This is a genomic window from Sphingomonas sp. 28-62-11 (assembly GCF_002278865.1).
In the GTDB taxonomy this organism is placed as follows: Bacteria; Pseudomonadota; Alphaproteobacteria; order Sphingomonadales; family Sphingomonadaceae; genus Sphingomonas.
The window spans coordinates 20,986-40,591 of sequence record NZ_NCGB01000023.1 but is presented as its reverse complement, the minus strand read 5'-3'; the positions used below and the strand labels follow the sequence as shown (position 1 = coordinate 40,591).

General features: G+C 64.3%; 18 protein-coding genes. 13 read left to right on the top strand and 5 right to left on the bottom strand.

Translation table 11 applies throughout. The features are described 5' to 3' along the window. Positions 1-235 precede the first annotated feature (235 nt). From B7Y49_RS09710 to B7Y49_RS09690, 5 genes are all read left to right on the top strand, one after another. Entirely contained in the window at positions 236-2,305 is a 2,070-nt protein-coding gene (locus B7Y49_RS09710; RefSeq protein ID WP_374127401.1) for an acetyl/propionyl/methylcrotonyl-CoA carboxylase subunit alpha, read from the top strand. A gap of 131 nt (positions 2,306-2,436) precedes the next feature. Further along, entirely contained in the window at positions 2,437-3,885 is a 1,449-nt protein-coding gene (locus B7Y49_RS09705; protein WP_374127386.1) for an efflux transporter outer membrane subunit, read from the top strand. A 14-nt stretch (positions 3,886-3,899) separates the two neighbouring features. Continuing rightward, complete coding sequence (locus B7Y49_RS09700) at positions 3,900-5,270, top strand: efflux RND transporter periplasmic adaptor subunit (RefSeq protein WP_374127385.1); 1,371 nt, start codon at positions 3,900-3,902, stop codon at positions 5,268-5,270. A gap of 13 nt (positions 5,271-5,283) precedes the next feature. Further along, positions 5,284-6,012, top strand: a complete 729-nt coding sequence (locus B7Y49_RS09695; protein WP_374127400.1) for an ABC transporter ATP-binding protein — start codon at positions 5,284-5,286, stop codon at positions 6,010-6,012. Next, a complete protein-coding gene (locus B7Y49_RS09690; RefSeq protein ID WP_374127384.1) occupies positions 6,012-7,220 on the top strand; it encodes an ABC transporter permease in 1,209 nt (402 codons plus the stop codon). The genes B7Y49_RS09695 and B7Y49_RS09690 overlap by 1 nt, the downstream gene beginning before the upstream one ends. A 7-nt stretch (positions 7,221-7,227) precedes the next feature. Here B7Y49_RS09690 and phhA read toward each other — a convergent pair whose 3' ends face one another. Continuing rightward, positions 7,228-8,106 carry a phenylalanine 4-monooxygenase gene (gene phhA, locus B7Y49_RS09685; RefSeq protein ID WP_374127383.1) on the bottom strand — a complete coding sequence of 293 codons (879 nt, stop codon included), beginning with the start codon at positions 8,104-8,106 and terminating at the stop codon, positions 7,228-7,230. A gap of 50 nt (positions 8,107-8,156) precedes the next feature. On the opposite strand from phhA, the gene B7Y49_RS09680 reads away from it, so the two are divergent. Genes B7Y49_RS09680 through B7Y49_RS09670 form a run of 3 tightly spaced genes read left to right on the top strand, consistent with a single transcriptional unit; the run spans position 8,157 to position 10,908 of the window. Continuing rightward, positions 8,157-8,867, top strand: a complete 711-nt coding sequence (locus B7Y49_RS09680) for a triacylglycerol lipase (RefSeq protein ID WP_374127382.1) — start codon at positions 8,157-8,159, stop codon at positions 8,865-8,867. Continuing rightward, positions 8,864-9,526, top strand: a complete 663-nt coding sequence (locus B7Y49_RS09675; RefSeq protein ID WP_374127381.1) for a TIGR02117 family protein — start codon at positions 8,864-8,866, stop codon at positions 9,524-9,526. The genes B7Y49_RS09680 and B7Y49_RS09675 overlap by 4 nt, the downstream gene beginning before the upstream one ends. 59 nt (positions 9,527-9,585) lie before the next feature. After that, on the top strand, positions 9,586-10,908 hold the full coding sequence (locus B7Y49_RS09670) for an NAD(P)/FAD-dependent oxidoreductase (RefSeq protein ID WP_374127380.1): 1,323 nt from the start codon (positions 9,586-9,588) through the stop codon (positions 10,906-10,908). 48 nt (positions 10,909-10,956) lie between these two features. Here B7Y49_RS09670 and B7Y49_RS09665 read toward each other — a convergent pair whose 3' ends face one another. Both B7Y49_RS09665 and B7Y49_RS09660 read right to left on the bottom strand, forming a co-directional pair. After that, a complete protein-coding gene (locus tag B7Y49_RS09665) occupies positions 10,957-11,238 on the bottom strand; it encodes a hypothetical protein (protein WP_374127379.1) in 282 nt (93 codons plus the stop codon). A gap of 19 nt (positions 11,239-11,257) precedes the next feature. After that, positions 11,258-12,322, bottom strand: coding sequence for a glycerophosphodiester phosphodiesterase (locus tag B7Y49_RS09660; RefSeq protein WP_374127399.1), 1,065 nt, complete (start codon positions 12,320-12,322; stop codon positions 11,258-11,260). Between the two features lie 135 nt (positions 12,323-12,457). Here B7Y49_RS09660 and B7Y49_RS09655 point away from each other — a divergent pair, with 135 nt between their 5' ends. From B7Y49_RS09655 to B7Y49_RS09635, 5 genes are all read left to right on the top strand, one after another. Continuing rightward, entirely contained in the window at positions 12,458-12,949 is a 492-nt protein-coding gene (locus B7Y49_RS09655; RefSeq protein ID WP_374127378.1) for a 2Fe-2S iron-sulfur cluster-binding protein, read from the top strand. Next, on the top strand, positions 12,946-13,944 hold the full coding sequence (locus tag B7Y49_RS09650) for a xanthine dehydrogenase family protein subunit M (RefSeq protein WP_374127377.1): 999 nt from the start codon (positions 12,946-12,948) through the stop codon (positions 13,942-13,944). The genes B7Y49_RS09655 and B7Y49_RS09650 overlap by 4 nt, the downstream gene beginning before the upstream one ends. Beyond that, on the top strand, positions 13,941-16,154 hold the full coding sequence (locus B7Y49_RS09645; protein ID WP_374127376.1) for a xanthine dehydrogenase family protein molybdopterin-binding subunit: 2,214 nt from the start codon (positions 13,941-13,943) through the stop codon (positions 16,152-16,154). The genes B7Y49_RS09650 and B7Y49_RS09645 overlap by 4 nt, the downstream gene beginning before the upstream one ends. Before the next feature lie 138 nt (positions 16,155-16,292). Continuing rightward, positions 16,293-17,216, top strand: a complete 924-nt coding sequence (locus B7Y49_RS09640; protein WP_374127375.1) for an XdhC family protein — start codon at positions 16,293-16,295, stop codon at positions 17,214-17,216. Next, the gene (locus B7Y49_RS09635) at positions 17,213-17,815 is read left to right on the top strand and encodes an NTP transferase domain-containing protein (protein WP_374127374.1); all 603 of its coding nucleotides are present in this window, start codon (positions 17,213-17,215) and stop codon (positions 17,813-17,815) included. Before B7Y49_RS09640 ends, B7Y49_RS09635 begins: the two co-directional genes overlap by 4 nt. Before the next feature lie 99 nt (positions 17,816-17,914). On the opposite strand, the gene B7Y49_RS09630 is transcribed toward B7Y49_RS09635, so the two are convergent. Both B7Y49_RS09630 and B7Y49_RS09625 read right to left on the bottom strand, forming a co-directional pair. Beyond that, positions 17,915-18,886 (bottom strand): 50S ribosomal protein L11 methyltransferase, encoded by a 972-nt coding sequence (locus B7Y49_RS09630; protein ID WP_374127373.1) that lies wholly within the window; start codon positions 18,884-18,886, stop codon positions 17,915-17,917. Next, a complete protein-coding gene (locus B7Y49_RS09625; protein WP_374127372.1) occupies positions 18,876-19,574 on the bottom strand; it encodes an SDR family NAD(P)-dependent oxidoreductase in 699 nt (232 codons plus the stop codon). The genes B7Y49_RS09630 and B7Y49_RS09625 overlap by 11 nt, the downstream gene beginning before the upstream one ends. Positions 19,575-19,606 lie beyond the last annotated feature (32 nt).

Below are 19,606 nucleotides of genomic sequence, written 5' to 3'. Positions count from 1 at the left end.
CGAAGCAACGAGCACTTGCCCTGTTGGCGCTTTTCATTGCTTGGGCTTGCTATGGCTTGGTTGTAATGACGATGGCCGATCGGGAAGCGTCGCGCTGCGACCAGTTCGGCAACCTTTGGGCCGAATGTGTTGCGCCATTCGGACTGTTCTTCGCCGGAGTATCTCTCGTGTTCGCCATCGCAACCTGCGCACTGGCTTTCTTGGCGCTTCGTGCGCCTTCAAATTCGGATCACCGATAATGCTCAAGAAAATCCTGGTCGCCAATCGTGGTGAAATCGCCTGCCGCGTGTTCCGCACGGCGAAGCGCATGGGCCTCCAAACCGTTGCGGTATATTCCGATGCCGATGCGCGCTCTCCCCACGTCCTGATGGCCGACGAGGCAGTGCGGCTAGGCCCGGCACCCGCAGCGGAATCCTATCTCAAGGCCGATCTCATCCTCGCTGCTGCCAAGGCGACCGGCGCCGACTGCATCCACCCCGGTTACGGCTTCCTATCCGAGCGCGAGAGCTTTGCGCGGGCGTGTGCCGATGCGGGCATCGCCTTTGTCGGCCCGCCGCCAGGCGCGATCGCCGCGATGGGCGACAAGATCGAATCGAAGAAGCTTGCCAAGGCGGCGGGGGTCAATGTGGTGCCGGGTTTCCTCGGCGAAATCGCCGATACCGATGAGGCGGTGCGGATCGCCAAGGACATCGGCTTCCCCGTCATGATGAAGGCATCGGCGGGCGGCGGTGGCAAGGGGATGCGGCTGGCGTATTCCGAGCAGGACGTGCGCGAAGGTTTCGAGGCGACCAAGCGCGAGGGGCTGGCGAGCTTCGGCGATGACCGCGTCTTCATCGAGAAATTCATCGAAACCCCGCGCCACATCGAAATCCAGCTCCTCGGCGATCAGCACGGCAACATCCTTTACCTTAACGAACGCGAATGCAGCATTCAGCGCCGCCACCAGAAGGTGGTCGAGGAAGCACCGTCGCCCTTTGTCACGCCGAAGATGCGCAAAAGCATGGGCGAGCAGGCCGTCGCGCTGGCCCGCGCGGTGGGTTATTATTCGGCGGGCACCGTGGAACTGATCGTCTCGGGCGCGGACACGACGGGGGAGAGCTTCTACTTCCTTGAGATGAACACGCGGCTCCAGGTCGAGCATCCCGTCACCGAAGCGATTACGGGCATCGATCTGGTCGAGCAAATGATCCGCGTCGCGGCGGGCGAAGCGTTGCCCTTCACGCAGGCCGATATCGGCATCAACGGCTGGTCGATCGAAAACCGGGTCTATGCCGAGGACCCGTATCGCGGCTTCCTGCCCAGCACCGGGCGGCTGGTGCGGTATAATCCGCCGGAGAGCGAGGGGACACCTTACGACTCCCTGTCCCGTCATCCCCGCGAAGGCGGGGATCCAGCTTCTTCTTCATCCGACGGCGACAGCCTGCAGCCCTACACCCGCGTCGATGACGGCGTTCGCGAAGGCGGCGAGGTCAGCATTTTCTACGATCCGATGATCGCCAAGCTGATCACCTGGGCGCCGACACGTTTGGACGCGATCGATACCCAAATCGCCGCCCTCGATGCTTTCGAGATCGAAGGGCCGGGGAATAACCTCGATTTCCTCTCCGCGCTGATGCAGCACTCGCGGTTTCGATCGGGCAACATCACGACGGGCTTCATCGCCGAGGAATATCCGCAAGGGTTTCACGGCGCGCCTGCCGGCCCCGATCTGCTCCGCTCGCTCGCCGCGATCGCAGCGTTCGCCGCCACCGCCGAGGCGGATCGGGCGCGGCGCGCCGATGGCCAGCTCGGTGACCGGCTCCAGCCTCCCGCCGACTGGACGGTGCGGATCGGCGGCACTGATCACAATATCGAACTCGATGAAGACGAGATCACCGTCGACGGCACCCCGCTTGATCTGGCGATGGAATATACCCCGGGCGACCGGGTGGTGGAGGCGGAGATCGACGGCGAGCCGCTGATCGTCCGCATCGCCCGGACGCGCACCGGCTTCAAATTGACGACGCGCGGCGCGAGCCATGTCGCGCGCGTGCTGCCCGCCCATGTCGCGCCCTATGCGCGCCACCTGATCGAGAAAGTGCCGCCCGATCTGTCGCGCTTCCTCCTCTGCCCGATGCCGGGGCTGTTGATGCGGCTCGATGTCTCGGCGGGCGACAAGGTCGAACTCGGCCAGCCGCTCGCGGTGGTGGAAGCGATGAAAATGGAGAACATCCTGCGCGCGGAGAAATCGGGCGTCGTGAAATCGGTAAGCGCAGCGCCGGGCGACAGCCTGGCGGTGGACGCGGTGATTCTGGAAATTGATTAGGGCGACCGAATTGTAGCGGTGTTGAATTTCGTCATTGTGCGTGCGGTTCTGTCGTCGGCAGCACCACAGCTGTGACAAGTTGCGACAAATTTCCGTTGGACGGTGATTGGCTTGGCCGATACGCCAGCGTCATGTTCCGCCAGAGACTCATTCCGATTGCCCTGACGGCCTTGTCGCTCAGCGCGTGCGCCGTCGGACCTGACTATGCCCCACCGACGCCCGGCAAGCTGGCGGTGCCCGAAACCTATTCTACACCGGCCCCCCCCGGCGCAGTCGGCGATGGCCAGCGCTGGTGGACCAGTTTCAACGATCCGCAGTTGACCGCGATCATCGATCTCGCGCTCAAGCAAAATCTCGACATCGAACAGGCGGTTGCCCGGTTGCGTCAGGCGCGTGAGGCGCTCGTCCAGTCGCGATCGAGCTTGTTCCCGACCGTCAGCGCGTCGGCAGGCTATTCGCGCAACATCAACGTGCGCGGGCGGAGTTTCGGCAACATCACCAATGCCGGTATCGTCAACGAGAATTACGCGATCAGCGCCGATGCGTCCTATCAGGTCGATCTGTTCGGCGGCGTGCGGCGCGGGGTAGAAGCATCACGCGGCTCGCTTGCCGCGACTGCGTTCACCCTCGCCAATGTCCAAAGCGCGATCGCGGCTGAGGTCGCGCGGAATTACATTATCGCGCGGTCAGCGCAGGCAAGTCTGGAGATTGCCCGGGGCAGTCTGACGATCCAGGACGATAATCTGGAAATCGCCGGTTTCCGCGTGCAGGCCGGGCTCGTGTCATCGCTCGATGCCGAGCAATCGCGGTCACAGCGTGCGCAGACGGCGGCGCAGGTGCCGTCATTCGAGCAGAATTTTCAGCAGGCCGCCAACCGGCTCGGTGTGCTGACCGGGCAAGCGCCCGGCGCGTTGAAGGCTGATCTGGCGGCGACCAAACCGATTCCCAGCGGGCCAACCGCCGTACCGGTCGGGCTTCCCGCTGACATCATCCGCCTGCGCCCGGATGTCCGCGCAGCAGAGCGCAATCTCGCCGCCGCTACCGCGCAGATCGGCGTTGCCAAGGCCGCGCTGCTTCCGGGGCTCAGCCTGTCGACGAGCCTGAGCACCAATGCCGGGATGGTAAGCTCGCTGACTGATATCATCACCGGCCGGGTGTTCGCCAACCTCGCGCAGACGATTTTCGATGCTGGCCGCAACCGGTCAGTCGTCCGCAGCCGCCGCGCCGCCGCCGAAGAATCGTTCGCGGCGTACAAAAGCACCGTGCTGACCGCGCTCGAGGATGTGGAGAATGCGCTGACGGCGCTTGCGACCGCCGAGGCGCGGCAGCGCGAATTCGCGGTGGCCCTCGATGCGTCGACCAATGCCGCGATCCTCGCTCGCAGCCAGTATCGCTCGGGGCTGACCGACATCACCACGCTCAACAACACCGAAAGCGCGCTGTTATCGGCGCAAAGTGGGCTGGTGACGGCGCGGGCCGATCAGGCCCAGGCATTGGTGCAGCTCTATCTCGCGCTTGGCGGCGGGTGGGACAGCACCAATCCGCCCTTCATCCCCCCTCTTTCCGCGCCCGCAAAATAGCCGCAGGAACCCCCATGGCCGACGCAACCACAACTGATCTGAACGATTTTCTCGGCAAGCGTGAGGTGCCGGCCTGGCGGCGCATCGCCAAATGGGTGCTGATCGGCATTGGTGTGGTGCTGCTGATCCTGCTCGCGATGCGATTTTTCGCGCCCGCAGCCAAGCCTACCTATGCGACCGAAGTGGCGGAAAAGGGTGCGCTGGTCGTCTCGGTATCGGCCACCGGCAAGCTTGCGCCGACCAACCAAGTCGATGTCGGCTCCGAAGTATCGGGGCTGGTGTCGAAAGTGCTCGTCGATGTGAACGACCGGGTGAGCAAGGGGCAGCCGATCGCGATCATCGACCCGCAACGCTTTCAGGATTCGGTCAACCAGAGCAGCGCGCAGCTGAGCTCCAGCATCGCCTCGGTTTCGCAGGCGCAGGCAACACTGGCGCAATCGGGCGCACAGCTGGCGCGGTTGCAGGAAGTCAGCCGCTTGTCGAACGGGCGCGTGCCGTCGAAGACCGAGATGGATCAAGCCGTTGCCGATCGCGCCCGCGCGGTTGCCAGCTTGCGGGTAGCGCAGGCCAATGTTGGGGCTGCGCGCGCGACACTGTCGTCGAACCAGTATAACCTGGTCCGTGCCGTTATCCGCTCGCCGGTCAACGGCGTCATCCTCGCGCGTCAGGTGGAGCCGGGGCAGACCGTGGCGGCATCGTTCAACACGCCGACCTTGTTCGTGATCGCCGAGGATCTGACCCAGATGAAGCTCGAAGTCGCGATCGACGAAGCTGATGTGGGTGAGGTTCAGGCGGGGCAGAAGGCTGCCTTCACGGTTGATGCTTTTCCGGGCGAGACCTTCCCGGCGACGATTACGCGTGTCGATCTCGGCTCCAACCTGTCGGCGCAATCGGCGACGACGACCACCACCACGACCAACCAGGTCGTCAGCTACAGCGCGACGCTCGCGGTATCGAACCCGCAAATCCGTCTGCGGCCAGGGATGACGGCGACTGCAGACATCACCACGACCGAGAAGAACGGCGTGCTGCTGATCCCCAATGCCGCGCTTCGCTTCAAGCCAACCGATGCAGCGGCCCAGGGCGGCGGTATCGCCAGCGCCTTTGGCCCGCCGCGCTTGCGCCGGGGTGGGGAACGGACGGCGACGATCGGCAAAGGATCGACGCAGACGGTCTCGGTCCTGCAGGCCGATGGCACGCTGAAACCCGTGTCGGTGATTACCGGCGACACCAATGGATCGATGACGGAAATCACTGGCGGCCAGTTGAAGCCAGGCATGAAGGTCGTCACCGGCCAGCTTGCCACAGGTGCGACTGCGACACCCGGTGCGGCGCGCAGCGGTGGTGGTGGTCGCCAGCGCAGCGGGGGCGGCGGTGGCCAGTAACGCGCCTGCCCCGATGTCGTCGGCACCCGATCCGAATGTGCTGATTTCGCTGCGCGGCGTCACCAAGGTCTATGGTACCGGTCCAACCGCATTTCAGGCGCTAAAGGGGGTCGACCTGGACATTGTCGCGGGTGATTTCGTCGCGGTGATGGGGCCGTCGGGTTCGGGCAAATCGACGACGATGAATATTCTGGGCTGCCTCGACGTGCCGAGTGCGGGGACGTTTCTGTTCAAGGGGCACCCTGTTGAAACGCTCGACAGGGATGATCGCGCGCTGCTGCGCCGCAAATATCTCGGCTTCGTGTTTCAGGGCTTCAACCTGCTCGCGCGCACCACTGCGCTCGAAAATGTCGAGCTGCCGCTGCTGTATCGGGGCGATGCCCGAAAGGAACGGCACGATGCGGCGATGGCGGCGCTCGACAAGGTCGGGCTGGCGCCCTGGTGGGATCATACCCCGGCGGAGCTGTCGGGTGGCCAGCAGCAACGCGTGGCGATCGCGCGGGCGCTCGTCACCAATCCCGATGTCCTGCTCGCCGACGAGCCGACCGGCAACCTCGATTCGGAACGTTCGCTCGAAATCATGGACCTGCTCACCGATCTCAACCGCAAGACCGGGATTACCGTGTTGATGGTCACGCATGAGGGCGAGATGGCCGCTTATGCCAACACGATCATCCACTTCAAGGACGGGCTGGTCGAGCGGATCGAGACCGGCAAGCGGACCGCGGCGGTGCGTGCCTGATGTTCTTCACCACCATCCTGCTCGCGCTCCGCTCGATCTCGCGGCACAAATTGCGCTCGTTCCTGACGACGCTCGGGATCATCATCGGCGTGGCGGCAGTGGTGACGATGGTCACGCTCGGCAAGGCGACGACCGCGGCGGTGCAGGCGTCGATCGCGTCGCTTGGCACCAATATCCTTCAGGTCCGCCCCGGCCAGGGTTTCGGTCGCGGCGGCGGCGGCCCGCGCCCGCCCGATTTCAAGCCCGGCGATGTCATCGCGATCCGCCAGCAGGTCGCCGGCGTAACGGCGGTGGCCGCACAGGCTCAATCGGCGGGCACCGCCATCTATGAAGGAGCAAACTGGTCGACGACGATCAATGGCACCGACAATGAGTATTTCCGCGTTCAGCCCTGGCCTTTGACATCGGGCCGTACCTTTACCCGTCAAGAAGAGCAGGCGGGAAAATCGGTGTGCCTATTGGGCAATACCGTGAAGAAGAACCTGTACCGGGAGGCCGATCCGATCGGCACGCGGATGCGTATCGCCGGGATCAGTTGCGACGTGATCGGCGTGCTGTCGGCGCGCGGGCAGGGCGGCTTCGGGGGCGATCAGGATGATGTGCTGCTGATGCCGCTCAAGACCGTGCAGCGCCGGCTGACGGGCAATCGCGACGTTCGCCTGATGCTGGTCGGCGTCGATCAGGCCTATTCGACCACGCAGGTACAATCGACGCTTACCGATCTGCTCAAGGAGCGCCGCGGCATTGCGCCCGGTAAGGATGATGATTTCTTCGTCTTCGATACCAAGCAGATCAACGATACCGTGGCGACCACGACCGGGCTGCTGACGGGCATCGTCACCGCGGTTGCCTCGATCAGCCTGATCGTCGGCGGCATCGGCATCATGAACATCATGCTCGTCTCCGTCACCGAACGAACGCGCGAAATCGGCATCCGGCTCGCGATCGGCGCGGTCGCGCGCGAAGTGCTGATGCAATTCCTGATCGAGGCGATTGCGCTGTCGTGTCTTGGCGGGCTGATCGGGCTGGTCGTCGCGCAAGCGGTGATCGCGCTGTTGGTGCCAGTGCTCAAGGTCGCGTGGCTGTTCGATCTGCAGATCAACATCATCGCTTTTGCGATCTCGGCGCTAATCGGTGTGGTGTTCGGCTTCTTCCCCGCGCGGCGCGCAGCTTCTCTCAACCCGATCGACGCGCTCCGACACGAATAGGGTCGCCTTACCCGCGCCCTTCATCCCGTGTCCGCGCATAGGCCTGGGTGCCGCGCGTGATCACCACGTCCTCGGGCAGGATATCGGCGATGCGGATGTCGGGCAGCGGCTTGATCGCTTCGTAGAGCGGCGCGAAATCGGTCTCCACGGTCACGCGCAGCAATTCGTCGAAGCTCGGGATGACGAAGTAATTCTGCTGGAAATCGTCGATCCGGTATTCGGTCCGCATCACGCGCTTGAGATCAAAGCCCAGCCGATTGGGGCTCGGGTCTTCGAGCGCGAAGTTGCTCTCAGCGGCGCTGGAGACGATGCCCGAGCCATAGATCCGCAATTCGCCATCTTCCTGGATCAGCCCGAATTCGACCGTGTACCAATAAAGCCGGCTGAGATAATTCAGCCCGCCGAGTTCGAGCGCGCGCTTGCCGCCTTCGCCATATGCCACGCAATAATCCGCGAATACCGGATCGGCGAGCATCGGCACATGGCCAAACACGTCGTGGAACACATCGGGTTCCTGCAGATAATCGAGCTGGTCGGCGCGGCGGATGAAGTTTCCGGCCACAAATCGGCGATTCGCCATGTGATCGAAGAACACGTCATCGGGCACCAGCCCGTGCACCGCGACGACTTGCCACCCGGTAAGCTTCATCAGCCGTTCCGAAAGCTCCTCGAAATTGGGGATGCCCGATGTCGAGAGCTGCAACGCATCGAGCCCGCGCAGATATGCCTTCGATGCCCGCCCCGGCAGCAGCTTGGCCTGCCGCGCATAGAGTGTATCCCACACGGCATGTTCGGCGGCCGTAAAGCGGCCCCAGTCCTGTGGGATCGTCCAGTCGGCGGCCGCGCCTTCGGGCGGACTATCAAGGACATGGCTGTCATTTGTCATCTCCGCCTCATATCATAATCTGGTAACGACAAGAAATAGAGTGCTGGGTAATGGCTTACGGACCACCTTCCCCCATCGTCATGGCCGCCGAATGGCCGCGTGCTGCCTGGGCGATCGGTTCGCTGGCGCTGGCGGGCGATCGCTTGCGCAGCGCCCCGCGTGGCGATGGTCGGCCGGTGCTCGTGCTACCGGGCCTCGTCAACAGCGATCGATCGAATTTTGTCATGCGCCGGTTTCTGACGCGGCTTGGCTACCGCGCTTATCCGTGGGAACTCGGCCGCAATCTGGGTCGTCGGGCGATCGGCACTGATGGGGCAAGGCTAATCGCGAGGATTGAGCGAATTCATGCCGAAAGCGGCGAGAAAGTGACGCTGATCGGGGTCAGCCTGGGCGGGATGATGGCGCGCTTTGCCGCTGGCCAGCGCCCCGATCTTGTCCGTGAAGTCATTACCGTCAGCTCGCCTTTTGCGGGGGAGCCGCGTGATACCAATGTCTGGCGCGCCTTTGAATGGTTCACCGGCGATCGGATCGACGGCGATGCGGTTCGCCAATGGGGTGCCGCCTGCGCTGCGCCGCTCAGCATGCCCTCTACCGCGATTTGGAGCCGGAGCGATGGCCTGGTGAACGGCCTTGCCTGTCGCGCACCTGGCCAGCCGCTCGCCCGCGATATCGAGGTGCGGAGCAACCATGTCGGCGTCCAGTTGCGACCCGCGGTGTTGTTGGCGATCGCCGCCGTCCTGGCAGGTACGTCGACTGAATGATCAAGAGCTTCGCCTGGACGGCGACGGCGGTGGGCGGCGGCTTTGTGCTCGCCATCTTCGGTTACGGCGCAGCAGGGATGATCGGCGGGGCAATTCCCACGAATGCCGCATGGAGGCCCCCGGCGCAGGGGATCGAGATTTTCGTCGAAACCAACGGCGTCCATACTGGGCTGATTGTGCCGAAAGTCGCCGCCGGAATCGACTGGCGCGGGCTCGCGCGGGCAAGTGATATCGCCGATCCCCGTCTGGCGGCGCGGACGCATCTGGCGATCGGCTGGGGCGAGCGCGCCTTCTATATCGGCACGCCGACCTGGGCAGACATCCGTCTATCGACCACGCTCCACGCCGCCACCGGCAGCGACGATACGCTGGTTCATGTCGAGCATATTGCCCGTCCCACGCCCAATCCCGATCAGCGCGTGATCATCCTGCGTCCTACCGAATATCGCCGCCTCGCCGCGTTCATCCGTGCGAGCCTGAACGGTGCGCGTCCAGCACATGTCCGTGGCTATGCCCGTCACGATGCGTTCTACACGGGCGCAGGCCGATATGATGCGGTACGAACGTGCAATGCCTGGACAGGATACGCGCTGCGCCACGCCGGCGTGCGGATCGGCTGGTGGACGCCGTTTCCCGTCACCGTCATGGGCTGGTTCTGAGCGTTTACCGCACCACTCTGAAATGAAGATCGCACATCATTCGGTTATAGATTGTGCGCATGGGGAAAAGGGCGCCGCGCAGACCGGAAATTGTCATTATTGGCGCGGGGTTTGGCGGCCTGGCGGTGGCACGCGGGTTGCGGCACGCCCGGGCCAATGTCACCCTGGTCGATCGGCAGAACCATCACTTGTTCCAGCCCTTGCTTTATCAGGTCGCAACGGCAGGGCTGTCTCCGGCGGACATCGCCGCGCCGATCCGGGGGATCGTGCGCAATTACGCCAACACGCGCGTGTTGCTTGACAGCGTCGTCTCGGTTGATACGGCAGCGCACCATGTGCTGCTCGATAGCGGCACGGCGCTACCCTATGACGGGCTGGTCATCGCAACAGGCGCGCGCCACAGCTATTTCGGCCGCGAGGATTGGGCGGTTGATGCACCTGGTATCAAGACGATCGACGATGCCATTCGCGTTCGATCCAAAATCCTCGTCGCGATGGAGCGCGCCGAAACCGAACGCCAGCGCGACCCGGAAGCGCGAACGCAGCACTTGACCTTTGTCGTCATCGGGGGCGGCCCAACCGGCGTTGAAATGGCCGGGGCCATTGCCGAACTGACCCGCCACGCCGCCGATCTCGATTTCCAGCTTTTGTCGCCAAGCTGCATTCACGTCATGCTTGTGCAGTCGGCCGATCGATTGCTGGCGGCTTTCCCGGCATCGCTCGCGGCAAGGGCGAAGAGGTCACTCGAGAAATTGGGGGTCGAAGTGCGGCTGGGTACGCGGGTAACCGATGTAACCGCCGATTCGGTGATGATTGGCGATCAGCGTATTCCTGCCGCGGTGATCGTGTGGGCGGCCGGGGTGAAGGCATCGCCGGCGGCGACCTGGCTGGGGGCCGCGGCAGACCGTGCCGGGCGCGTGATCGTCAGGCCAAATCTGAGCGTGCCCGGCCATCCCGATATCTTCGTGATTGGCGATACCGCTTCGGTTACCGGGGTGGATGGGCGCTCGGTGCCTGGCGTCGCCCCTGCTGCCAAGCAACAGGGCCAGCATGTCGCCCGGATCATTGCCGCAACCGTGCGGCGGCGCAAACCGCCCAGGCGGTTCCGTTACAAGGATTACGGCAATCTGGCGACCATCGGCCGTAAACGCGCCGTGGCCGATTTCGGGTGGGTGCGGCTTGGTGGTTTTAGCGCGTGGCTGGTCTGGTCAACCGCGCACATCTTTTACCTCAGTGATTTTCGCAGCCGGGTGATCGTGGGCACGCAGTGGCTGTGGAGCTACATCACCTTTGATCGCGGCGCGCGGCTGATCACCGGGCTGGGCGACGGCATGATGGCGACGACTTTGGGGATCGATGATGCACCGCACACGGTCGGATGAGGAATTTCGGGGTGGTCGAAAGGCCGTTCGGCTGATCGCTGTCGCGCTTCATTCGTTCCAGAGAAGATAGCCGTCGGCATCGAAACAGTCGTCGCGGTTGCGACGGCATGCTGCCGCAGCCTTTTTGCGCTCCCGGCCGCTGCGCGCATCTTCCTTGCGGGCCTTGCGACCATAGTTGCGGTCAGCCTCGTCCTGGCTCGTGGTGGCCCAATCGGCAGTTTGGCCTGCAATTTTGAAGGGTGCGCTGGCGACGCCGATGGCACTCTTAGCCAGGCAGCCGCCGGTCGCGACGGGGAGTAGCAGGACGGCACACAGAGCGAACTTGCGCATCGAATTCGTCTCCTTGCGGCTATTTCGCCGCCTTGAGGGCGTTTACTCCTTGTAGCGGAAAGTCAGTAAAAAAACCGTCAACCCCGAATTTCAGGTAGGCTTGGATTTCGGCCGTAATGTCGCCGTGCGTCGCCGGATCGGTGCCGCTTCGATAGACCGCAGGCAGGAAGGCGTTTTCTGCCCGGAACGTCCAGGGGTGCACCCGCAACCCGGCGGCGTGCGCATTGGCAACCACAGAAGTGGGGTTCAATTTGCCATCCCAGATCACATTCTTGTTGGGGCCGATACCGTACGCATAGGTTGCGATTGCTCTCAGACCCTCGGGCGTTGCCATCGCCGCGTAGCTGGTGGGCGCACTATTCTTGCCGGCATCGGCGGGGCCGCCTGCGGCGTCCATCAGCTGGATCAGCCGCACCTTGGTCATGCCCTTCAGTGCCTTCAGATTATTGACTTCAAACGACTGGATGAAGACGGGCGCATCGGCGCTGTCCCACCCGACCTTTTTCAGTTCGGCGACCAGCTTTGCCTCCATCGGCTTGCCGATCGACTGGAAATAGCTGGGGTGCTTGGTTTCGGGGTAAATGCCGATTGTGCGTCCAGTCAGCCGCGATCCTTCCTTGGCGAGCGCAATCACCTCGGCGAGCGTCGGGATCTCGAACCTGCCATCATATGTTGCGCTCTCGGGGCGAAATTGCGGCAGCCGTTCCTTGGCGCGCAGCGTCTTGATCTCACGCAGCGTGAAATCCTCGGTGAACCAGCCGGTGTGTGACGCGCCGTCGATGGTCTTGGTCGTCTTGCGCCCGGCAAATTCGGGGCGGGTGCTGACATCGGTGGTGCCGGTAATGTCGTTTTCGTGGCGGGCGATGAACACATTGTCCTTCGTCAGCACCAGATCGGGCTCGATGAAATCGGCACCCTGCTCAATCGCGAGTCGGTAGGCAGCTATGGTGTGTTCCGGACGCAGCCCGCTTGCGCCGCGATGCGCGATCACGATCGGGGGCGAGAGCGGCTTCTCTACGGCGGCGGGCGAGGTCATCGCGCCAGTCTGCCCGGATGCGTGGACGGGCGCCAGCGTGGCCAGCATCAACAAGGGCAATATTCGCAGCATCGAAATCCGCTTGCCTAATCCCGTCCGGTTCAGTTTCATGTGGCAATCCTTTTTCACGAACCCCATGTACCCGCTGCGCGTTACAGCATCTCTTCAGGAGGGGCGATTCCCATGCATTTTTCTATCAACGGTGCCGCTGTCGAGGCGGATCCCGATATTCGTACCTCGCTACTCGATCTGCTGCGCGATCATGCCGGGCTGACGGGCACCAAAAAGGGCTGCGATCACGGCCAGTGCGGGGCGTGCACGGTGCTGGTCAACGGGCGGCGCATCAACAGCTGCCTGACCCTGGCGGTGATGCACCAGGATGATGAGATCGTGACGATCGAGGGGCTGGGCACCGCGGAAGCGCTCCACCCGATGCAGGCGGCCTTCATCAAGCATGACGGGTTCCAATGCGGTTATTGCACGCCGGGGCAGATTTGCTCTGCCGTCGCGATGCTCGATGAAGTGAAGGCGGGTTGGGCGAGCCATGTCAGCACCTCGCTCGATTCGGTCACGCTCGACGAGGCGGAAGTTTCGGAGCGGATGAGCGGCAATCTGTGCCGCTGCTCGGCTTATCCCAATATCGTCGATGCGATCATGGAAGTGGCCGACGCATGAAACAGTTCGACTACATCAAGGCCGACAGCGCCGAAGCCGCCGTCAATGCAACCGGCGAAGGCGTGCACTTCATCGCGGGCGGCACCAATCTGCTCGATTTGATGAAGCTGCAAATCGAAACCCCCGATACGCTGATCGATATCAGCCGCCTCGATTTGGGCGGAATCGCCGATACCTCGGCGGGCGGTTTGCTGATCGGCGCGCTCGTCACCAACAGCGATCTCGCGCAGGATTCGCGGGTGCGTGGCCGGTATCCGGTGCTGGCACGGGCGTTGCTCTCGGGCGCGTCACCGCAATTGCGCAACAAGGCGACGACGGGGGGCAATCTGCTCCAGCGGACGCGCTGCTATTATTTTTACGATACCGCACGCGCCTGCAACAAGCGCGATCCCGGCAGCGGCTGCGCCGCGCAGGGCGGTTTCAACCGGATCATGGCGGTGCTCGGCACCAGCGAGGAGTGCATCGCGGCGCACCCAAGCGACATGGCGGTGGCGATGCGCGCATTGGACGCGACGATCATTACCTTGCTTCCCGGCGGCGACCGTCGCCGGATCGCGATCGGCGATCTCTACCAGCTGCCGGGAGACACGCCGGAGATCGAGAACAGCCTGCAACCCGGCGAGCTGATCACCCATATCGAACTGCCGCCTGCCCCCGCTGGCGAGCAACTCTACCGCAAGGTGCGTGACCGCGCCTCCTATGCCTTCGCGCTCGTTTCGGTCGCGGGCATCGTTGCGGTGGAGGATCGCATCATCACCAGCGCTGCGCTTGCCTTTGGCGGGTTGGGGCCGATGCCGTGGCGTGACGCGGCGGTTGAAGCGGTGCTGATCGGGAAGGCACCGTCGATCGCCTTGTTCGAAACGGCGGCGAACGTCTTACTGGCCGACGCGCGCGGTTATGGCAGCAATGATTTTAAGATCCCGCTCGCACGGCGTACGCTGGTCGCCGCGTTGCGTGACCTGACGACATCGGATCTGGTGGAGGACGCAGCATGAGCGAACACAAGATGGATGCCGATTACGGTCCCTCGGCGCTCGATCGTGGCGTGCAGGGGCTACTCGGCAAGGGGATCGACCGGACCGACGGCGTCGCCAAGGTGACCGGCGCGGCGATCTATGCTGCCGAGCAGAAGCCGAAGGGCAAGCTTGCCTATGGCTATGCCGTCACCGCGACGATCGCGGTTGGTACGGTGAAAGCGGTCGACACGACGGCGGCAATCTCGATGCCCGGTGTCATCCAGATCATCACCGATGATCCCCGCCTGCCCAGTGAATCGCCCAATATTGGCGCAGACATGGCCCCGCGGTTCGATGGCGTCGTCGAAAGCTATGGCCAGATCGTCGCGCTGGTGATCGCCGAAAGCTTTGAACAGGCCCGCGCTGCCGCAATGGCCGTCGCGGTCGATTATGCCCCGCAAAAGGGCGCGTTCGATACGATGGCGGGCGCGGCCACTGCCAAGCCTCCGCACGAAGGCGCGATGCTGCCCGATGTTGTCGCAGGCGATGTCGATGGCGCGATGGCAGCCGCAGAGTTCACCCATGATGCGACCTATACCACGCCCTATCAGGTGCATGCCGCAATGGAGCCGCATGCTGCGGTCGCCGAATGGGATGGCGACGATCTGACGCTCTATGGCTCGATTCAGATCATGCGCGCGGCGCGTCCCTTGCTCGCCAAGTCGCTGGGGATCGAGGTCGACCGCGTACGGATGCTCTCGCCCTATATCGGCGGCGGTTTCGGCGGAAAGATTGGCGGGCCGGAAATCGTGCTCGCGGCGATCGGCGCACAGGCGGTGGGTCGCCCGGTGCGGGTGGCACTCACCCGGCAGCAACTGTTCCATTCGATCTTTGGCCGGTCTGACACGCATCAGCGCATCCGGCTGGCCGCCAATGCCGATGGCAAGCTGACGGCAATTGCGCAGGACAGCATCGTCAGCCAGAAGGTCGGCTTGAGCTTTTTCGAGCCCGTCGCGCTGGGGGCATTGTCCCTTTACGCAGGTGCAGCGCGCAGCTTCACCACCAAGATCGTCAAGCTGAACGTCACCCGCGCGGGCGCGGTGCGGGCGCCGGGCGAAGCGGTGGGGATGATGGCGCTCGAAACCGCCATGGACGAAATGGCCGAGAAACTGGGCCTCGACCCGATCGCCTTCCGCAAGCTGAACGAACCCGATGTCGATCCGATGCGCGGTGTGCCCTTTTCCACGCGGCGGCTGGTCGATTGCCTTGATGACGGCGCGGCGCGGTTCGGCTGGGATGCGCGGGTCGCGAATCCTGGGTCAGTGCGCGAGGGCGAATGGCTGATCGGCATGGGCATGGCGACCGCTGCGCGTGTCAACTTCCTCGCCAACAGCGATGCACGCGTGCGCCTGACGGCAGAGGGCAACGCCGAGGTCGAAACCGACATGACCGATATCGGCACCGGCACCTATACGATCCTGGCGCAGATTGCGGGCGAAATGCTCGGGCTGCCGATCGATCGGGTGAAGGTGTTTCTCGGCGATTCGAATTATCCCGACGGTGCCGGGTCGGGCGGGTCGTTCGGCGCGGCCTCGAGCGGGTCGGCGGTGCAGCTGGCGTGTGATGATCTGGTGGCGGAACTGGCGCGCCGCATGGATGCCAAGCCCGAAGACATGACCTTGAAGGATGGCCACGCCATTGCGGGCAACAAGCGCGTGCCGCTTGCCGAGCTCGTGGGTGGCAGCCCGATCGAGGCGATGGGCGTGCTCCGCCCCGGCCGGAACAGCCGCACCTATGCGCAGGCGACCCACGGCGCCCAGTTCGCCGAGGTCGCGGTGAACGTGGTGACGGGCGAAGTCCGCGTACGACGGATGCTCGGTGTGTTCGATTGCGGGCGCATCCTGAACGCCAAAACAGCGCGCAGCCAGGCGATTGGCGGGATGATCTGGGGGCTCGGCTATGCGCTCCACGAAGCCGCCGTGCTCGATCAGCGCAGCGGCAGTTACGTGAACCGCGATCTGGGCGAATATCACATCCCGGTAAACGCCGATGTGCCACAGATCGAAGCGTACTTCATTGAGGAGATCGACAATCACGCGAGCCCTGTCGGCGCAAAGGGCATTGGCGAACTCGGCATTTCGGGTGCGGGCGCGGCGATCACCAACGCGGTCTACAACGCCTGCGGGGTGCGCGTGCGCGATTGGCCAATGACGCTCGATCAGATTTTGCCGAGTTTGCCACCGGTGTGATCGACGTGCTCGCGACAACCCTTGTTTCCCGTCACCCCCGCGAAGGCGGGGGCCCAGCTTCTTCCTGCCGACGTCCAAACAGAAGCTGGATTCCCGCCTTCGCGGGAATGACGGCGTAGTTGGTGAACAGGAACAACCATGGCCGATAACGATTCCGTCCTCTCCGCCGCTGCCGCCTGGAAAGGCGCACCGATGGCGCTCGCCACGGTCGTTTCGACCTGGGGCTCCGCCCCGCGTCCGCGCGGCAGTCATATGCTCGTCCATGCCGATGGCCGGTTCGAAGGATCGGTGTCGGGCGGGTGCGTCGAAAGCGATATCATGGCGACCGCGGCCGAAGTGATCGCGGGCTCGCCGTTCCAGCTCAAGCGCTACGGCGTCGCCGACGCCGCTGCCTGGGAAGTCGGGCTGCCCTGCGGTGGCGAGATCGAGGTGCTGGTGCAGCCTGTTTCGGCCGAGGGATTCGATCCCGAATTGTTCGATCGCATCGCCGATGCGCGCGACGCCGGGCAGGCGCTGACAGTCACTACCGATCTTGCCACTGGCCAGAGTAATTTGCGGCCGGCCGAGGGCGCGGTGTTCGCGAACCGCTATAATCCGCCGCGCCGCCTACTGATCATCGGTGCGGTGCAGATAGCGCAGGCGCTCGCTGGGCTGGCGCGCGAGCTCGGGATTGCCACGGTCGTGATCGATCCGCGCGCGCGCTTCCTCACTGAGGAGCGCTTTCCCGGCGTCACGCTCGACGATCGCTGGCCTGACGAAGCCGTGGCGGCCTATGCACCTGGATCGTCGACCGCCGTCGTAACGCTCAGCCACGATACCAAGATTGACGATCCCGCGCTGGTCGCCGCACTTGCTGCACCGACCGGTTATGTCGGCGCTCTAGGCTCGCGCCGCAGCCATGCCGCGCGGCGCGAACGGCTGGCGCTTGCAGGGGTCAGCGAGGCCAATCTGGACCGGATTGATGCGCCGGTCGGGCTCGATATCGGCGCGGTCGGCCCGTCGGAGATCGCGCTGTCGATTGCCGCCGCAATGGTCGCGGCGTTCCACGCGAAAGTGCCGTGATCACGCCTGATCGCACGATGCTGGTGCTGCTTGCGGCAGGGCGATCGTTGCGGTTCGGGGATGATGACAAGCTGGCGGTGGATTTCCTCGGTCAGCCGCTCGCGATGCACGTGGTGACGGCGCTGGAGGGGGCATCGTTCTTGGACCGTGTGGCCATTACGTCGGGCACAGCGCTTGATTTCGAGGCGCGGGGCTACCGGGTGATAGCCAATCCCGCGCCGGAAGCCGGGTTGTCGGGATCGGTGCGGCTGGGTGTTGCCGCCGCGCAGGCGGCGGGTGCATCGACAATGCTGGTCGTGCTGGCGGATATGCCACGCGTGACGCTGGCGCATGTGTTGCGGTTGCTCGATGCGTGCAACGGAGATGATGCAGTCGTCGCGAGCAGCGACGGTAGCCGCGCTTGTCCCCCCGCGGTGTTCGCCGCCGGGCGTTTCGCGGCGCTTGCCGAGGCGACTGGCGACGAGGGTGGCCGCGCGATGATCCGCGCTGGCATTCACATCATCACCAGTCCTGAGGAGCTGATCGACATCGATACGCCGGAGGATCTGGCGCGATTGCGGGGGCTGAACAATGAGGCAATCACTCCCCGTTCGTGCTGAGCGAAGTCGAAGCACATGACGATGCGCGTGGCCTTCGACTTCGCTCAGGCCGAACGGAAAACAGGTTTTGTGTCGGAAATCTGCTTCGACAGCGGCCCCTCACCAGCTCCCGAAATTAGGAGCTTCGGGCATGGGCGGGGCGAGGCGTGTTACCCGGTCCTGCCCGTAACGCTGGCGTTTACGGAGCTGCAGCGTCGGCCAGTCGCCCATCGTGATCCGTCCCATCGGCATCAGGCCTTGCCGCCGATAGGCCGCGATTACCGCCGTTGCCTGATCGCTGAGCAGCCCGGCGAGCACCAGTGTGCCGCCCGGTGCCAGCGCCATTGCGATCTGTGGGGCCAGCGCGATCAGCGGTCCGGCAAGGATATTGGCGACCACCAGGTCATAGGGCGCGCGGGCGATCAGCAATGGGTGCTGCAGGCCAGGCGCGGCGGCGAGTGTGATCTGCCCGCGATTTGCGCCGGTGGGGACGCCATTGATCGCCGCATTCTCCTGCGTCACGTCGATCGATGCGGGGTCGATGTCGGACGCGGTGGCATAGGCGCTTGGCCATAAATGCAGCGCGGCGAACGCCAGCAGCCCGGTGCCGGTACCAATGTCAATCAGGTTGCGCACCGGCACGCCCTGGCGCTTCAGCCGATCGAGCATCATCAGGCAGCCGCTGGTCGTCTGGTGATGGCCCGTGCCGAATGCGCGGCTCGCTTCGATCTGGAAGGCGCGCGTGCCCGGCGGAATCATGCCTGCATGGGCGGCGGTGTGGACGAAGAACCGCCCGGCCTGCACTGGCTCCAGCCCCGCCTGGCTCAACGTCACCCAATCCTGATCGGGTACGCGCTCGGGTTTAGCCTGCACGCGTCGCGCACTCGGCACCAGCGCGCGGACGGCGTTCTGCGCAGCGGCGCTGGGCTTGCCCTCGAAAAATGCCTCGAGCTGCCAGTCTTCGGGGTCGTCGGGCGTCATCTCGCAGGTCATCAGCACCGGCGCGGGCACGATCCCCAGATCATCCGCCGCATCAATCGCCTCCGCCTCCGCCCGCGTGCAGGGCAGGGTGAGCTTCCAGCTAGCGGACATAGCTCGCCCCGTTGATGTCGAGCACCGCGCCGGTCATCGATGGTGGCGCGTCGAGCGCCAGGAAGCGTGCGGCGGTGGCGACTTCGGCTGGGTCGGCGACGCGGCCGAGCGGAATGTCGGCGAGCAGTTTGTCGCCCCCGCGGCTGGCCAGATAATCCTCCGCCATGCCGGTCATCGTGAAGCCGGGGCAGATCGCGAACGCCAGGATGCCGTCACGAGCATAGCCGCGCGCGATCGACTTGGTCATCGCGACCATCCCGGCCTTGGATGCAGCATAATGCCAGTGTGCGGGACTGTCGCCGCGATAGGCGGCGCGGCTGGCGATGTTGACGATCCGCCCGGGCGCCTTGCGCTCCTGCCAGTGCCGCACCGCGAGGCGGCACAGCGCGGCGGACGCGGTCAGGTTGATCTGCATCGTCCGGTTCCAGTTGGCGAGCCAGGCGTCATCGTCCCGATCGATCGGGTTTTCCTCGAACACCCCGGCATTGTTGATCAGCACGTCGATCTGCCCGCCAAACTGGTCGAGCGCCGCCTGCCACAGCACAGCGGGGGCGGCGGGATCGACGAAATCGGCGGGGATGCCGCTGTTTGTGCCATGGCCGATCAGCGTAATGCCGGGCAGGTCGAGCGCGGCCGCAATCGCGGCACCGATGCCGCGGCTTGAACCGGTAAGGAGAATGTTGGTCATCGCGGCGGATTAGCCGCCTTCCACCCGTTCGT

What these genes read in the sequence shown, in the direction of transcription:
- phhA (WP_374127383.1), bottom strand. Translation starts at nt 8,106, where the DNA reads ATGACAAATGACAGCCATGTCCTTGATAGTCCGCCCGAAGGCGCGGCC.
- B7Y49_RS09640 (WP_374127375.1), top strand. Translation starts at nt 16,293, where the DNA reads ATGGCCGATAACGATTCCGTCCTCTCCGCCGCTGCCGCCTGGAAAGGC.
- B7Y49_RS09680 (WP_374127382.1), top strand. Translation starts at nt 8,157, where the DNA reads ATGGCTTACGGACCACCTTCCCCCATCGTCATGGCCGCCGAATGGCCG.
- B7Y49_RS09655 (WP_374127378.1), top strand. Translation starts at nt 12,458, where the DNA reads ATGCATTTTTCTATCAACGGTGCCGCTGTCGAGGCGGATCCCGATATT.
- B7Y49_RS09690 (WP_374127384.1), top strand. Translation starts at nt 6,012, where the DNA reads ATGTTCTTCACCACCATCCTGCTCGCGCTCCGCTCGATCTCGCGGCAC.
- B7Y49_RS09670 (WP_374127380.1), top strand. Translation starts at nt 9,586, where the DNA reads ATGGGGAAAAGGGCGCCGCGCAGACCGGAAATTGTCATTATTGGCGCG.
- B7Y49_RS09650 (WP_374127377.1), top strand. Translation starts at nt 12,946, where the DNA reads ATGAAACAGTTCGACTACATCAAGGCCGACAGCGCCGAAGCCGCCGTC.
- B7Y49_RS09645 (WP_374127376.1), top strand. Translation starts at nt 13,941, where the DNA reads ATGAGCGAACACAAGATGGATGCCGATTACGGTCCCTCGGCGCTCGAT.
- B7Y49_RS09705 (WP_374127386.1), top strand. Translation starts at nt 2,437, where the DNA reads ATGTTCCGCCAGAGACTCATTCCGATTGCCCTGACGGCCTTGTCGCTC.
- B7Y49_RS09675 (WP_374127381.1), top strand. Translation starts at nt 8,864, where the DNA reads ATGATCAAGAGCTTCGCCTGGACGGCGACGGCGGTGGGCGGCGGCTTT.
- B7Y49_RS09625 (WP_374127372.1), bottom strand. Translation starts at nt 19,574, where the DNA reads ATGACCAACATTCTCCTTACCGGTTCAAGCCGCGGCATCGGTGCCGCG.
- B7Y49_RS09665 (WP_374127379.1), bottom strand. Translation starts at nt 11,238, where the DNA reads ATGCGCAAGTTCGCTCTGTGTGCCGTCCTGCTACTCCCCGTCGCGACC.
- B7Y49_RS09695 (WP_374127400.1), top strand. Translation starts at nt 5,284, where the DNA reads ATGTCGTCGGCACCCGATCCGAATGTGCTGATTTCGCTGCGCGGCGTC.
- B7Y49_RS09630 (WP_374127373.1), bottom strand. Translation starts at nt 18,886, where the DNA reads ATGTCCGCTAGCTGGAAGCTCACCCTGCCCTGCACGCGGGCGGAGGCG.
- B7Y49_RS09700 (WP_374127385.1), top strand. Translation starts at nt 3,900, where the DNA reads ATGGCCGACGCAACCACAACTGATCTGAACGATTTTCTCGGCAAGCGT.
- B7Y49_RS09660 (WP_374127399.1), bottom strand. Translation starts at nt 12,322, where the DNA reads ATGCTGGCCACGCTGGCGCCCGTCCACGCATCCGGGCAGACTGGCGCG.